At 38.1% G+C, this 16,259-nt stretch carries 13 protein-coding genes; 11 read left to right on the forward strand and 2 right to left on the reverse strand.

Annotated features, from left to right (window positions below):
- Positions 1 to 220: 220 nt before the first annotated feature.
- Together EO116_RS04090 and EO116_RS04095 are read left to right on the forward strand one after the other, a co-directional pair.
- Positions 221 to 730, forward strand: a complete 510-nt coding sequence (locus EO116_RS04090; protein WP_062403287.1) for an Lrp/AsnC family transcriptional regulator — start codon at positions 221 to 223, stop codon at positions 728 to 730.
- The gene (locus tag EO116_RS04095; RefSeq protein ID WP_370447263.1) at positions 699 to 1,910 is read left to right on the forward strand and encodes a pyridoxal phosphate-dependent aminotransferase; all 1,212 of its coding nucleotides are present in this window, start codon (positions 699 to 701) and stop codon (positions 1,908 to 1,910) included. Before EO116_RS04090 ends, EO116_RS04095 begins: the two co-directional genes overlap by 32 nt.
- Positions 1,911 to 2,168: 258 nt before the next feature.
- On the opposite strand, the gene EO116_RS04100 is transcribed toward EO116_RS04095, so the two are convergent.
- Positions 2,169 to 3,863, reverse strand: a complete 1,695-nt coding sequence (locus EO116_RS04100) for a DUF438 domain-containing protein (RefSeq protein WP_127160753.1) — start codon at positions 3,861 to 3,863, stop codon at positions 2,169 to 2,171.
- Positions 3,864 to 4,187: 324 nt separating this feature from the next.
- Positions 4,188 to 5,063, reverse strand: a complete 876-nt coding sequence (gene rarD, locus EO116_RS04105) for an EamA family transporter RarD (RefSeq protein ID WP_127160754.1) — start codon at positions 5,061 to 5,063, stop codon at positions 4,188 to 4,190.
- A gap of 279 nt (positions 5,064 to 5,342) precedes the next feature.
- Here rarD and EO116_RS04110 point away from each other — a divergent pair, with 279 nt between their 5' ends.
- The 9 genes from EO116_RS04110 to EO116_RS04150 all read left to right on the forward strand — a co-directional run bounded on the left by EO116_RS04110 (position 5,343) and on the right by EO116_RS04150 (position 16,229).
- Positions 5,343 to 7,757 (forward strand): TonB-dependent receptor, encoded by a 2,415-nt coding sequence (locus EO116_RS04110; protein ID WP_206168321.1) that lies wholly within the window; start codon positions 5,343 to 5,345, stop codon positions 7,755 to 7,757.
- A 78-nt stretch (positions 7,758 to 7,835) separates the two neighbouring features.
- A complete protein-coding gene (locus tag EO116_RS04115; protein ID WP_164726067.1) occupies positions 7,836 to 8,840 on the forward strand; it encodes an ABC transporter substrate-binding protein in 1,005 nt (334 codons plus the stop codon).
- Positions 8,833 to 9,888: an iron ABC transporter permease gene (locus tag EO116_RS04120; protein ID WP_127160756.1), complete on the forward strand. Its 1,056-nt coding sequence runs from the start codon at positions 8,833 to 8,835 to the stop codon at positions 9,886 to 9,888. Before EO116_RS04115 ends, EO116_RS04120 begins: the two co-directional genes overlap by 8 nt.
- The gene (locus tag EO116_RS04125) at positions 9,888 to 10,658 is read left to right on the forward strand and encodes an ABC transporter ATP-binding protein (protein WP_127160757.1); all 771 of its coding nucleotides are present in this window, start codon (positions 9,888 to 9,890) and stop codon (positions 10,656 to 10,658) included. Before EO116_RS04120 ends, EO116_RS04125 begins: the two co-directional genes overlap by 1 nt.
- Positions 10,659 to 10,683: 25 nt before the next feature.
- Entirely contained in the window at positions 10,684 to 11,298 is a 615-nt protein-coding gene (locus EO116_RS04130; RefSeq protein WP_206168322.1) for a MotA/TolQ/ExbB proton channel family protein, read from the forward strand.
- Entirely contained in the window at positions 11,288 to 11,692 is a 405-nt protein-coding gene (locus EO116_RS04135) for a biopolymer transporter ExbD (protein WP_062403271.1), read from the forward strand. Before EO116_RS04130 ends, EO116_RS04135 begins: the two co-directional genes overlap by 11 nt.
- 9 nt (positions 11,693 to 11,701) lie before the next feature.
- The gene (locus EO116_RS04140) at positions 11,702 to 12,424 is read left to right on the forward strand and encodes an energy transducer TonB (protein WP_127160758.1); all 723 of its coding nucleotides are present in this window, start codon (positions 11,702 to 11,704) and stop codon (positions 12,422 to 12,424) included.
- Between the two features lie 307 nt (positions 12,425 to 12,731).
- On the forward strand, positions 12,732 to 15,149 hold the full coding sequence (locus EO116_RS04145) for a TonB-dependent siderophore receptor (RefSeq protein ID WP_127160759.1): 2,418 nt from the start codon (positions 12,732 to 12,734) through the stop codon (positions 15,147 to 15,149).
- 138 nt (positions 15,150 to 15,287) lie between these two features.
- The gene (locus EO116_RS04150) at positions 15,288 to 16,229 is read left to right on the forward strand and encodes an ABC transporter substrate-binding protein (RefSeq protein WP_164726068.1); all 942 of its coding nucleotides are present in this window, start codon (positions 15,288 to 15,290) and stop codon (positions 16,227 to 16,229) included.
- The last annotated feature ends 30 nt before the right edge of the window (positions 16,230 to 16,259 follow it).

The raw sequence follows: 16,259 nt of genomic DNA on the forward strand, positions 1-16,259 counted from the left end.
AGAAATATTAATATGAGGGGATGCGTTGTATCTCTAGTTCGATTATCAGTATAGATTTGTTTTGAGCAGACTATCTTGCAATTAAATTATGTAGGTGTAACATAACGTATTGCGACTTTCAGAGAAACTGACTATAATAAAAAGATAAGCATTGAGAATATATGTACAATGCTATGGTTTATAAAACATAGATGTGAATCATAAGAAAGGAGTCTCCCTTATGACAGTACAATTAGACACATTGGATCATCGTTTATTACGTTTATTAGATGAGGACGCCTCCATGTCGGCCGCCGACCTAGCCATTATGCTCAATAGTGAAGAAGCACATGTGGCAAGTCGTATTCAAGCCTTCGAGGAGTCTGGTATTATTAAACGGTACCAAGCAGTCATTGATTGGGAACAAGTAGACCAAAACAAATCTACTGCTCTTATCCAATTAGGTGTGACTCCAGCTCCAGATCAAGGCTTTGATAAAGTAGCAGAACGAATTATGGAATTTCCAGAAGTACAAGGTGTATACCTTATGTCTGGTAGCTATGATTTAACGGTTATCGTGGAAGGAGCTAGTATGCGTGATATCGCTTTATTCGTATCTCGCCGTCTATCTACATTAGATTCTGTGTTGTCCACTACAACAAATTTTATCTTAACACGTTATAAAGATAACAATATTGTGTTCCACACGGGTGGAGTTCGTGAAGATCGGAGAAATGTATTCGATGATTAATTATGACAACTATTTAAATTCTGAAATCAAAGCTGTGAAACCATCGGGGATTCGTCGTTTTTTTGAAATTGCTAACGAATTAGATAATGTTATCTCCCTTAGTATTGGTGAACCAGACTTTGCTACGCCCTATCATATACGTGAAGAAGGGATTAACACATTAGAAAAGGGGAAAACTTGGTATTCTCCTAATCGTGGTTTTATGGAATTACGGGAAGAGATTTCTAACTGGTTAGAACGAAAATATCATGTGTCTTATGATCCAACTACGGAAGTGATTGTAACCGTAGGCGGTTCGGAGGCCATTGACTTAACCTGTCGTACCTTACTCAACCCAGGGGATGAAGTGTTGATTCCTGTGCCGAGCTTTGTGTGTTACACTCCATTAGCAGAATTGTGTAATGCAAAGCCAGTGCAGATTATTACGAAAGAAGAAGATGAGTTTCGTTTGACTCCAGAGGCGATTGAAGCGGCTGTGACAGAGAAGACGAAGCTGTTAGTATTACCATTCCCTAATAATCCAACAGGGGCGGTATTACGCCGTGAGCACTTGGAAGCGATTGCAGAAGTGGTTATCAAGCATGATTTGTTCATTCTATCCGATGAGTTATACAGTGAACTTACCTATGGTGATGAACCGCATGTATCCATTGTATCTATACCAGGTATGCAAGAGCGGACAATCTTAATTAATGGGTTTTCCAAAGCCTATGCCATGACGGGTTGGCGCCTTGGGTTTGCTACAGGCCCAGCACCGATTATTGCGCAGATGACGAAAATGCATCAATATGGTATTATGAGTGCGCCGTCTATGTCTCAATATGCAGCTATTGAGGCTTTAAAAAATGGAGACAAAGATATTCAATACATGCGTGAAGAATACGATATGCGTCGTCGCTTGTTGGTGAGCGCTTTCAATCGTATGGGACTTCATACATTCGAGCCAGAAGGGGCATTCTATGTATTCCCGTCCATTAAGAGCACAGGCATGACATCGGAAGAGTTTTGTGAAAAACTACTCTATGATCAACGTATTGCCGTGGTTCCTGGTAATGCCTTTGGCGACTGTGGGGAAGGCTTTGTTCGTGTAGCTTATTCTAACTCATTGCAGAATATTAAAGAAGCGGTAAAACGAATCGAAATATTCTTGGGAAAAATTAAAAATAAAGAAATTGAGTAATCAAAAAAACAGACATGGTTTTGTAATAAAACTGTGTCTGTTTTTTACGTTTATACAATGCATAGGTCCGTCGGCGAATTGTATAGTGGTATTTGAAAAGAATAGGTGTAAGAATACAATGGGCTGTAACAAAATAGACTACCAATGCAATAGAGGAAAGTTGAACAAACAGCATCAACTTTCCTCTACTTTTATATTTTAATAAGTGGGGCTGTAGTAACATGTAAAAATGTATATGTTGTTACAGTTCTCAATATCCTATTGGTTCTTATGCTTGAAAGCTAAAATAGCTTGGATTAATGCATCTAATGTCATCTCACCGCGTTCTGCCACCATGGATAAAGTAGCTTTGTGTTTCATTAATTTAGCGAGTGGAGAATTTAGCATTTTAAAGTTTGGATTGATATGAATCATATGATCTTTTAGGCCCGGGATTACATCGAATAGAGGAAACAGTTTAGTATCACCAGTTAATCCTAGGTCATTTTCATAGACAGTAGATTGTGGTGTGCTTTCTTGCACCGTACCTTGTTTAGTTGTGTTAGTTGTACTATCCTCTTGGCGTACATGCTTGTAATCGATGTGGTCTACGGCATGGTACGCAGAATCAGATCCTTCCCAAATCAGTTCTTTACGAGAACCACTTAGACTGCGAATATGCGTACAATCTTGAACCATTTCTAAGATGCCTTTAAATTGACCTTCTTCATTGCGTACAGCGATGTATTCAATATGAATGAATAGGTCCGGCTTGTTAATCCACATTTCAGTGTAATCTTGTCTACCAGCTTTGAAAGAATCGATAATTTCTTGTACTAAAGGTAGACTTTTCTTTGGATGGCAGTTTTGCACGACACGACCGATGATATTAGAGCTACGAGGGAAGATACGGTGCTTTGTATCATTATAGAAACGAACCAAGTCGTTTTCATCCACAAAGGTAATATCTACAGGTAAGAATTTAAAGATTAATTTAATTTGTTCAATTGTCAAGGAGCCCACAGCTAGGTCATGCGTTTGTTCAGGGCTTCCGTTAATGCCATACTTGCCCACTAATTGTGCTAACTCTTGTAAAAGAGCGGTAGGGTTACCAGTACCACCTAATTGGGTGTTTTCATGATTTTCCACGTCAGCATGATTATGTTGCGTTGTTGCATGACCTACATTTGCAGATACCTCTCCCAGGTTCTTAGGTTCCGCATCAGGACGGCCTTTATAAAATGGAGGAGGGGCGATGAAAGCAAATCCAATTTCATGATCGCCTTGGCTCATAGTAATGAAGTCACTGTCTTGTAATAACTTCCATGCTGTTGGGATTAGTACTTCTTTTTCTTTGTTATTGAGGTCACGGATAATATCGATGACGTCTGCTTGTTTTGCTAAAAATTCAGATTCTTGTCCTGCTTCTAATAATTGCTTACTTTCAGAGATAGCATCACGAACAGCATCGTCGAAGGTCCACATGATTTTCGTAGGGCGGTCGAAACCGTAACGCTCTAGGACTGGATATAATTGATTTTGTTTACGGGCTAAATGGGTACGCCAAGTAGTAAGTGCATCATATACACCAAGCCAAGGGTTGAGAATGAAGTGAGGTGCTTGTAACAGAGCTTCCATTTCTGTTAACTGTTGTTCCATGGCGTTGATTTCATTTAGATACACTGTTAATGGATGGTGTTCAGGATATTCATTGTTCGCACGAATTAAAATACCATCAAATAATTCTAACAAGTCATCCATACGATGGGTGATTTCTTCGTCAGTATAAGAACCTTTTAATTGTTGTTCACCATAGGCAAATTCATCAGGTGTACAAGTACCGATTTTTTCTTTCAATAACGTACGAGCTGTTTCTAAATCTAAGGTGCCACCGAGAAAGCGGTCTTTAATATCGATCATAACTTCCATTCTGTCATTGCCTGTAAGCCCAAGAGCTTGTTTCATTGTATCCATGTGTGTATCCTTTCTGTGTTTACTATTAGTATAATCATCGGTATGGCACCGTCATTTGTGTTGGCTGAAAGAATGCAGACATTCCTACCAATATAGATACCATAGGTCTAGCGTAATAAAGTATAAGGAGCGTGCTCTTAGGGGAGTCGATTCCTTTTATGTGTTTAGTATACAGTAAATAAAAATAATTTTCAGTTGCTAGGGATACAAAATGATAAAAGTTTTGCAAGAAAGGAAATGTTGATGAGTATTTGCATTTTCTTACAATACAGAGGTCATGCTATGAAAACAGCCTGCGCAAATGATGCACAGGCTGTTTTATATTTATTTAGTGTAATTGGATGCTGTATAGATTCCAAGGGCTACCCAAATGAAAGAAAAGGCAATCATTTTATTGGTATCGAAGCTTTCACCGAAATAGAAGATGGCAATAAGTAAAGCGATGGTGGGCGATAGGTATTGCAGAAATCCTAACAGGTTTAAGGGTAATAATCGCGCTCCATAGGTAAATAAAACGAGTGGTGCCGAGGTGGTTAGACCAGAGATTACGAATAGTGCAGCTGTATAAGAATCGTTTTGAAACGCTGTCCAAGAACTAGCATCGATGTACGTCGTGTATGCTAGTGCTAAAGGGGCTACAAGCCAAGCTTCAAAAGCGATACTTGTAAAAGGATGAATCAATAGTTTTTTCTTCACTAGGCCGTAAATACCAAAGGTTAAGGCAATGGCAAGTGCTAAATCAGGAGTGCTTCCCATTTGTAGAGAAATGAAGATGATGCCGATGGTAGCTAAGCCTACACTACACCACTGCGGAAATGTTAGCTTTTCTTTAAATACCAATACCCCTAATACTACATTTAGTAACGGATTGATGTAATAGCCAAAGCTAGTATCCATAACGCGGTTATTGGAGATAGCCCAAATGTATAAGCCCCAATTACTAGATACGAAGATAGAAGCTAGAATCAGTAGACCCAATTGGGATATATTATGTATTAAATGCAGGCAGTCTTTCTTAAATTGCTGGTAATTCAGTCCGATAGCCACAAAGGACATAAAGAGAGCCGACCATATGATGCGGTGTGCCAGTACGCTATAGGCTGATATATGGTGGAGAAGACCCCAGTAGATGGGTAAAAGCCCCCAAATAAAATAGCAACTTAAAGCGGTGATAAGACCTTTTTTATTGGTTTGTTGCATAGATACCTCCTTTAGTGTATTCAGTTATCATAGTACCACAGATTACATACATGTTCTATAGGAAAATAATACGTATCATAGAAAACTGATACTATCACAAAAATAATAAGTTAAGATAATATAGAGTGACTTAAATATGAAATTTAGTTATATTTGAAAAATATATTGTAAAATGAAGATTCTATGAAGTATAATTATAAACAGCATGTTATTATGTATTGAAAGCAATACATATATATTAATTCGTATGGGCGTACGAAATTTTTGGGAGGTATATTCATGAAAATAACAAATAAGCGCATTTCTGCAGCTCTGTTAGCCTGTGTAGCATTGACTACATTTAGCGGCGTACACGCGGCATTTGATGAGCATTTAGACAATTATCAATTAGATACAAAGGTAGTGAAAGGTGATCGTTCTAAAGATCAATTTGGTAACACTGTAACAGAACAATCTTATTATCGTACAGGTGGTGACGTAAAAGTTATCACTCGTGATGAAATTGAAAAACGTCATTACAGTGATTTAACAGAAGCAATCAAACGTATCCCTGGTATTACATTCCAAAATCCAGGATACCGTGGTGGGGAATATGGGTTCCAGTTTTTCAACAACGGAATCTCTATCAATGGTGATACTCGTGTTATCGTGCTAGTAGATGGTCGTCGTGTAGATAATGCAACAAGTACACGTATCTCTGATGAAAGTGGCCGTGGAAGTAAATCTACAGGTGTGAACTTAGATCAAGTAACTAATATTAATGCAGTTGATAAAATTGAAGTGATTAAAGGACCTGGAGCTTCTGCGTATGGATCAGATGCGACTGGTGGGGTCATCAATATTATTACTCGTAAAGGTACAGAAGCTAATCAAGGTACGATTGATCTATCTACAGGTTCTTGGAAGAAGCATGAGTATAATCTAACTTACTCTGGTAGTGCAGGAAATGATAACTCCTTACATTATTTTGTTGGATTAAATCGTGTTAAATCTGATGATACAAAATACCGTGATGGACACACTGGTGAAGTGGGAACATTAGGTGGAGCTCGTTTTGATGAAAGAGGCGCTAATGTACGTATCGATAAAGACTTTAGCGATACACAACGATTGACAATTTCCATCAATCATAAGCAAGGTAAAGATGGGTATCCAATTTCCACTCCAAATTTACAATATTGGAACACAAAAGATTGGCATCGCATCATTTTCTCTGCTGATGTGGGAGCATTAGATGAAAATGGTATGTTAATTGATGATAGCACAACATGGGGTAATGCAACGAATCCTGGATATCATAATTTGTTTGCCTTAGATGGATTGGCATATAATTCTTATAGTAAGTTTAAAAATAATGATGTAGATGTAAAATATACATTTGATCGTCAATCTGATATGGAAAGTTTTGTTCGATTCTATAGCCAACACCATAAATACTCTAGCACAGATACATACTCTTGGCATTTGCCATTACCAGAGGAAAAAACTATTCAAGATAAATTTAAAGAAGATTTCCCGACTGGTGTGAAAGATCAATCTTTACTAGATGATTGGATTTCTAAAAATTTAGCACCATTCCCAGGAGACAGCAAAGCAGCCCTAGAAGAATGGGTAGAAAAAACTGGTGGTAAGGCAGCAGCACCGACAAGTTATCGAAATGAAAAAACTCGTGGTATGCAAGTACAAGTAGGTCGTTCTATTGGTAAGCATGATTTACTTGCTAATGTAACTTATGATAAGGCGTTTAATGATGCAGTATCAAAACGTCACGGTAAAGTTCAAAAAACTGTCACTAAACGTACTTCGTTATATGGATATGTACAAGATAAAATTCATGTAAATGATAATTTCGATATCACTCCAACACTCCGTTTTGTAAAATATGGAAACTATATTGTTAATGGTGTAAAATCCCAAGGTGGAGCTAGCCATGTAATAACACCAGCTTTAAATCTTCAATATAGCTTTGGTGATCATAATACAGTGTATGCTGGTTGGACAAAAGTAGTGCGTCCATTACGTAGCGGAGACTACACGTCTACTTATGGTGAGTTTAAAACGCCATTACAAGATGAAAAAGGAAATGTGTATACTATTGGTTACCAAAAAGAGCTGAATAAGAAAACTGTGGTAGGTCTAAATTATAGCTTAACGGATATGAGTAATGCTATTGCTTCTTTCCCAATTCGTGTAGGAAATGAATTTGAAAGTACAGCGGTCAATGCGAAACAAAAGAAAACTGCTTTTAATGTAACAGTGGACCATAAAATCAATAAGTATTGGTCTGTAGGCGCTGCATACAGCCATTTGAAAGATAAATGGGGCGTTAAACCTGGGTATGTTATAAAACCAGAGTGGGGTTATAACGATTCTGGTGATATTAATACAGGTATTAACAAATTGCGTCCGGCGAATCATTATACACTCAATGTAAATTATGATGCGGGTAAAGTATCCTCTGGATTATTGGTTAACTACTATACTGGTTCCAATATTGAAGCCTTTACTTCAAAACGTTTCGTAATCCTAGATTGGAACTTAAACTATGATGTAAATAAAGATTTAACAACATATGTAGCAGTAACAAACTTAACAAATGAAGCTTACGAAACAACAAGTAACTCTAATTATGGGCCAGGTAGCTCTGCAATGCCAGCACGTCAAGCTATGATTGGTGCTAAATACAAATTCTAATACTGATTCATGAAAGAGCTACCTTGGTAGCTCTTTCGTTTAGGTGAATAAATGAAAAAGTTATATATAACTGGATGTATGTTAGCTATCATATTAGGATTATACAGCGCGCATCTACATGGTATGGAAGAATTTATTCCTATGCCTGAGTATGTGGAAAGTGCTGTTGCTTCCCAGAAAGTAGGACCTCGTACGGTAAATCAATTAACGAGCAAAGGTACGGATCAAGTGATTACTTATGAAGGGGAACCACGCCGTATCATGGGGGTTTGGCAAAGCTCAGTAGAAACACTACTTGCTTTAGGTGTAGGTGATCGTATGATTGCAGCTATAGGAGTGCCAGATAGTAAATATATAGCAGAAGAATATCGTGATGCTTACGAAAAGATTCCTTATAAAAGCATGGAAATTCCAGATGTAGAAACTACATTACTATGGGAACCAGATTTGCTTGTAGGCTGGTATTCTACCTTTCAGAAGAATAATTGGAAGAGTACAGATTTCTGGGCACAACGTGGGATTGATAGTTATATTTCAAGAGCATCCTATAAAAAATCTAAGAGGACAGTAGAGGGAGAATATCAATATATTCTTGATCTAGGAGCGATTGTCAATAGAGAAGAACGTGCACAGTCGTTGGTGAATCGAACTAAACGTGCAGTGGCAGAAGCAAGAGCCTATGGAGAAACACAGAACACGAAAGATACGGTTCTGATACTCGAAAATTCGGGACGCCAGTATCGTGTATATGATAAGGAAACATTAGCAGGAAATATGCTGGAAGAAATAGGAGGACATCTTATTTCTGAGGCAGGACAAACAATCAATGCAGAAGAGTTGATTCATTTAAATCCATCAGTTATCTTTTTAGTGCTAGTAGAAGAGGATTATGAACGGCAAGATGAACTCATAGACAATCTATATAAGAATCCTACACTACAACACGTAGATGCCATACGTAATCATCGAGTACATGGGGTTCCATTATTTATGGTATACAGCGCAGGCACTCGAGTTCATGATGGATTGAATCTTATGATTCACGGATTGTATCCTAATTTTACAGGAGGTATTCATGAGTAATCGAACACATACATTCACAGTGGTGGGTGTAGGAATTATACTCATAGCTCTATTGATTGCGGGTATGGCATGGTCTTTATTTTTAGGGACAGTCCATATTCCAGCACATACATTGTGGCAAGTAGTGGCATCAAAATTTGTCAATACCATTACGATTGAGGATCCACGGCAAGGGGCTTTGAACGATATTGTATGGATGTTGCGTATGCCACGGGTTATCTTGGCGGCTTTAGTCGGTGCAGGACTTGCTGTCAGTGGTGTCATTATGCAAGCCATTGTTAAAAATCCACTGGCAGATCCATATATTTTAGGTATTTCATCAGGTGCATCCACAGGGGCTACAGTAGCCATTTTAATGGGTGTAGGCATTGCCTTTGGTGAAGAATACGTAGGCATTATGGCTTTCATAGGGGCTATGGTTATATCCTTTGGTGTTCTTATTATTGCCAATATGGGTGGCCGAGCTAATGCGATTAAACTGTTGTTAGCTGGGATGGCATTGAGCGCCGTTTGCAGTGCGTTTACGAGTATTATCGTATATTTCGCAAAGGATAAAGAAGGGATTCAAGACGTAGCTTTCTGGATGATGGGTAGTTTGGCAGGGGCTAATTGGGATTTAATTGGAATTATGCTATTTGTCATTCTATTACCAATTGTATTCTTCTGGTTCCAAACACGCATTTTGAACTTGATGTTACTAGGTGATGAAGTAGCTATCACATTAGGGGTAGACTTACATAGATATCGTCAATTATACCTTGTAATGAGTTCAATTATGATAGGCTTTGCCGTATATGCAGCGGGTATTATTGGATTCGTTGGGTTGCTGATTCCTCATATCGTACGTCAAGCATTAGGCACAAATCATAAAGGTTTAATTCCTATTTCTGCATTGGGAGGAGCTTTATTACTTGTGGTGGCAGATACACTCAGTAGAACGATTATTCCTCATACGGAATTACCGATTGGTATTTTAATTTCTGTTATCGGTGCGCCAGCTTTTGTATACTTAATGATTAAGCAAACCTATGCGTTCGGAGGTAATTAATGAATTTACAAGTAAAACAAGTTGCCTTTGGCATTGGACAAACGCAAATCCTACAAGGTATCGATTTAGAAGTGCAAGACCGTGAAATTGTCGGCCTAATAGGACCCAATGGTAGTGGTAAAAGTACGCTGTTAAAGTGTATCTATCGTACATTGCATCCCAATGCAGGGCGCATTGAGCTGAACGGACGATCCTTAGATGAACTTTCTTTCCGTGAAAGCGCTTTACAAATGGCAGTGGTGGCACAACATAATCAATATCAATTTGACTTTTCAGTGATGGACATTGTCCTTATGGGTCGTATGCCTCATAAAAAATTACTTGAAGGTGATTCGCCAGAGGACTATACTATAGCTAGACGAGCCTTAGAACAGGTGGGGATGGCACATATGGAAACACGGAATTTCTTGAGCCTTTCAGGGGGCGAGCAACAACGTGTGATTTTGTCCAGAGCCTTAACACAAGAAAGCCCGTGTTTGATTTTGGATGAACCAACGAATCATTTGGATATCAAGTACCAATTGGAAATGTTGGAAATCGTTCGTGATGCGGGTGTAACTGTATTGATGGCTGTTCATGATTTAAACTTGGCATCTCAATTCTGTCATCGTCTAGTAGCCTTAGAAAAAGGACGAGTGGTCGGCACAGGGACGCCGAAAGAGTTACTGACACCAGAGTTTATTCAAAACCTATATGGTGTACATAGTCGCATCGTAGAAGGTCCGATAGAAGATTCTATTCATATTATTTTTACGGAAACAGTGAAATAAGTATTTATGTATAAGGAGGTATCGCATGGAATTATTTGAATTATTTATTAAGGGTGGATATGTAATGTATCCATTGTTACTTTGTTCTTTCATTGCTGTGATTATTTTTGTTGAACGCTTGCGTTTCTACCGCTCTATGTTAGATGATGTAAATGTATTGTGTGAAAAGATTATCCCACTAGTACAACAAAGCAACTGGAAGGGCTTACAAGCCTTAAAAGAAACAAGCAAAGGTATGGCTACCCATGTCATTGCAGAAGCAGCTCGTGGTGGCAACAACAAAGAACAACAAGAAAAATTGTTGGAAGCAGCAGCGATTAGTGAATCTGCAAAATTACGTCAATATTTAAACTATATTGAATCTATCGTAACTATGGCTCCTTTGTTGGGCTTGTTGGGTACAGTAACAGGTATGATTGGTTCTTTCAGCGTATTATCTATTTCTGAAGGACAACCATTTGCCATCACTGGCGGTGTAGGGGAAGCCTTGGTTGCTACAGCCACAGGCTTGATCGTGGCAATTATTGCTTTAATTTTACATACATACTTAGTGCAACAGCAAGATATTTTGATTAGCCAAATCGAAGATGCAAGTGCAATGTATATGGCGGAATTGGCAGGTGACAACCATGCGGCTTAGATCCTTACGGACTACGTCTAAACCGAAACTCATGATTATTCCAATGATTGATATCATCTTCTTTTTATTGGTATTCTTCATGATGAGTATGTTGACGATGGTCGTACAAAAATCTGTGCCAATTCAGTTACCGCAAGCGGTGGCATCGAAAGTAGACTTACAACGTAAAATTCCAATTACTGTAACAAGTAACGGACAAATCTATGTGGAAGCACAACCGGTGACGCTTGACCAAATGATTCGCTACTTGCAAGCAGAAAAAGCGAAGGGCGATGACATGGTCGTTATCTTGCGTGGTGATGCGAAAGCAGAATATGGCGCATTTGTTACTGTCTTAGATACATTGAAACAAATGGGTATTGTTAAAGTATCCATTGCGACAGATAGTAAATAAGGAGGTACTATGGATAGACGATGGCGTATACCCGCAGTGATATCCGGACTGACAAATATAGGTCTTGTAGTACTTCTAGGCGTATTGGGTCATATCCAAACACCGACACCAGAATCGGATGAAATTGTAGAGGTGCAGTTGGTTCATGAGGACAAAGGTAGTGCAGGGCAACCGAGTGCAGGACCAGCGATTACAGCACCCCATACTGAAAAACGTGAAATTCCACCACCGATTACGAATCTAACCGATGCAGATGCAATTTTAGAACAAGTGAAAGCGAAAGCACCTAAAAATGTAGCGATTGTAGCACCACCATCAGCACTTCCAGGAACCACTGGAGGCGGTGGAGAAGGTACGGAACCTAGCGATGGAAATGGTAATGGTAACGGTAACGGAGATGGAGACGGCAAAGGTACTGGAGATGGTAACGGGGTAGACGGCAACGATGATGGAGTGATTGTCGATGCTGGTAGTTTATCTCTAGTCAGTGATGTAGAAGCACCGTACCCTCCTAAAATGCTCCGCCAAGGTAAAACAGGCACTGTGGTTGTTCAATTGGTAGTAGAAAAAGATGGTTCCGTTAGCTCTGTAGATGTTATTGGAGGCAGCGGGCAACCTGAATTTGAACAAGCCGTGATGCGCGTGGCGTATCAATGGACCTTTGTTCCAGCCACACGAAACGGCCGACCAGTTCGAGCCTATGCAACGAGAACCTATCGGTTTGCATTATAAAATTAAATAGATACGTTTATGCGTTACCATAAATGAAGTACATAGCGCCATATGGTTCTGACTACGTGTAGTTAGAATTGTATGGCGCTTTTAGTCACTATAGTAGTATTAGAAAAATTGTAGATGAACGTAATCAATACTAAAAAATATATATAACATAGTGTAATACTAGGAATTATAAACTTTCATAATCTGAAACTTGAAATTTAACATAATGTAGAGTTATACTTAATTTGGAACCTTATATGTGTAAGGTCTTATTTTATTTTTCGTATGGGCGTACGGAATACTTAAGGGAGGTATATTCATGAAATTTACAAAAAAAGGGGTGTCAGCAGCTTTGCTGGCTTGCGTAGCACTGACTACATTTAGTGGTGTACAAGCGGCATTTGATGAACATCTAGATAAGTATCAATTAGACCCTAAAGTCGTGAAGGGAGACCGTTCAAAGGATCAATTTGGGAATACTGTAACGGAACAATCCTATTATCGTACAGGTGGTGATGTGAAAGTTATTACTCGTGAAGAAATTGAAAAACGTCACTATACTGATTTAAGTGAAGCCATTAAACGTGTTCCCGGTGTAGCTATCCAAAGTCCCGGATATCGTGGTGGAGAATATGGATATAATTCACATAATAATAGTTTGACTATTAATGGTGATGCAAGAGTAATTATTCTTGTAGATGGTCGTCGCGTTGATAATATGACTAGTGAAAATATTGGCTCTATAAATGAAAATGGTAGCAAAAGTACTGGTGTAAATTTAGATCAAGTCATCAATATGAATGCTGTTGATAAAATTGAAGTTATCAAAGGACCTGGTGCTTCCGCGTATGGTTCAGATGCTACAGGTGGCGTCATTAATATTTTGACTCGTAAAGGAGTTGAAGGTGGTGGACAGGCTACATTAGATATTTCAACAGGTAGCTGGAAGCAGCATAAGTATGACTTCACCTATTTAGGCAGTGCGGGTAACGATAACTCTTTACATTATTTTGTAGGTCTTAATAAAATTACCTCTGGCGACACAAAGTTTGTGGATGGATATACAGGTCAATCTGCCACACTTGGTGGGTCTGAGTTTAAGGAAAAAGGTGCTAATATTCGAGTTGATAAAGATTTTGATGATACTCATCGTTTAAGTATTTCCTATACCCATAAACAAGGTAAAGATGGTTATCCTGTATCAACACCTAATTTAAAATATTGGAATCAAAATGACTGGAATCGTATTATATTTGCCATAGGTGTGGGTAAATTAGATGATCAAGGCAAATTAATGATCAATCCGAATACAGGGAAATCTTATTACCTAAGAGGGGAGAATGTTATTCCTGGATTCCGTAATCTATTTGGGCTACACGGCATAGGTTTTAGTTCATATAATAAATTCCAAAATAATGACTTAGATGTAAAATATACCTTTGACCGTCAAGGAGATATGGAGAGCTTCATAAGACTATATAATCAAAATCATAAATATTTAGGCTCTATGTTAGGTACCTGGGCGCTGCCAGGCAGTATAGACCAATTTCAAGCAGACTTTCCAGATGGTGTTAAGGATAAAGAGACGTTAAATAAGTGGATTAGTAAACACCTAGCTCCGTTTCCAGGAGGCAGTAAAAAGGCACTCGAAGAATGGGTAGCAAAAGTTGGAGGAAAAGCACCAGCTCCTACTTCCTATCAAAGTGAGAGAAATAGAGGAGTTCAATTACAAGTGGCTCGCTCATTAGGAAAACATGATGTGATTGGTAATGTTACCTATGATAAAGCGGCAAATTATCATATTAGCAATGGCAAAAAAGGCCATCGAGAAACCTTTGTAAAACGCAATTCTATTTATGGATATTTACAAGATAAAATTCATGTTAATGATCACTTTGATATTACACCAGCACTTCGGTTTGCTAAGTATACAGATTTTACAACGGAAGCAAAAGAATCTCAAGGTGGTTCTACGCATGTTTTAACACCAGCATTAAATCTACAATATCGGTTTGCTGATCATAGCACTGTATATGCAGGATGGGCTCGCGTTTTACGGCCGTTACATGCTAGTGATTATCAAGCGGTATATGGAGAAAATAATACGCCATTGCAAGATGAAAAAGGTAATATCTTTACATTTGGATATCAAAAAGAATTTGGCAAAAATACTACACTAGGAGCCCATTATAGTGTGATGGATATGTCTAATTCTATCGCGATAGTTCCTTTTGTAAGTGAAGAAGATGAGGAATATGCAGTAAATGCAAAACAAAAAAGAACATCTTTTAATGTTACCTTAGATCATAAGTTAAATGATCATTGGAATATTGGACTTGCCTATAGCCATTTAAAAGATGTTTGGTCCGCAAAACATGGTTATACTACTAAAGAAGGTTGGAGTTTTAATGATCCAGCAGATATTAACTCTGGTATTAATAATTTACGACCAGCTAATCATTATACGTTAAATCTTAATTATGATAGTGATAAATTCTCTTCTGGTTTGTTGATGAACTATTATACTGGTGCTAATACAGTAGGGTTTACGTCTAAACGATTCTTTGTAATTGATTGGAATGCAAATTACAATATCACTAAAGATATAACTACATATTTAGCCATTACAAATGTAACAAATGAAGCCTATGAAACAATGGCAGATTCTTACTTTGGTGCAGGTGGCGCTGCAATGCCGGGACGACAAGTCATGATAGGTGCTAAATATAATTTCTAATCATTGTAAAAGAGCTACAAATTGTAGCTCTTTTATTTAGGGGACAGAATGAAAAAAATATATATTTTTCTAGTTAGTATCGTTATTTTAGCTAGTATATATACAGCATATTTGCAAGGAATAAACCAACTTATTCCTATGCCTAGGTATGTTGTTACTACGGAAGGAAGTAGTAAGACAAGTCCTCGTATTGTACAGCAATTGACAAGCAAAATTACTTACCAAGATATAGCCTATGATGATGAAAGTTATCGAATTATGGCGGTTTGGCAAAACTCAGTAGAAACTTTATTAGCATTAGGTATGGGAGATAGAATCATTGTAGCTATTGGGGTGCCTGATAGTAAATATATTTCAAAAGAGTATCGTGCAGAGTATGAAAAAATTCCTTATAAAAGTATGGAAGTTCCAGATGTGGAAAGTGCTTTGTTATGGGAACCTGATTTAATAGTAGGTTGGTACACTACATTTCAAAAGGACAGGTTAAAAAGTACTGATTTTTGGATGAGCAGAGGAGTTCATACGTATATCGCAAGTTCATCAGCGGAGTCTTCTTTAGCTACTGTAGAAGGAGAATACCAATATATTTTGGATCTTGGCGATGTGGTCAATCGAAAAGAGAAAGCCGAAGAGATTGTTCATCGTATACAGCAATATGTGAAAGCAGCTAAAGAATATGGAGAAACTCATCCTACACAGGATACAGTGATTATTATAGAACCTGCCGGACGACAGTTTGGTGTGTATGATGACGATACACTTGGTGGAAAGATGATAGAAGAGATTGGTGGTAATTTATTGGGAGATGTTGGGGAAACTATCAATATAGAAGAATTGATTGATTTAAATCCTTCTGTCATATTTGTAGTGTTACAAGAAGATGATTATGAACATCAAGATGAGATTATACAACGTTTATATGATAATGCAACCCTTCAACATATTGATGCTATTCGTGACCATAGGGTCTATGGGATTCCTTTGTTTATGGTCTATAGTGCAGGGGTCCGCATATATGATGGATTAGATATTATGATTCGTGGTCTCTATCCAAACTTTGAAGGTAAAGACTATAAATGAGTGAACTTTTACGTTCACAAACTACTAGCC

This window comes from Veillonella sp. VA137 (assembly GCF_003992015.1).
Lineage (GTDB): Bacteria > Bacillota > Negativicutes > Veillonellales > Veillonellaceae > F0422.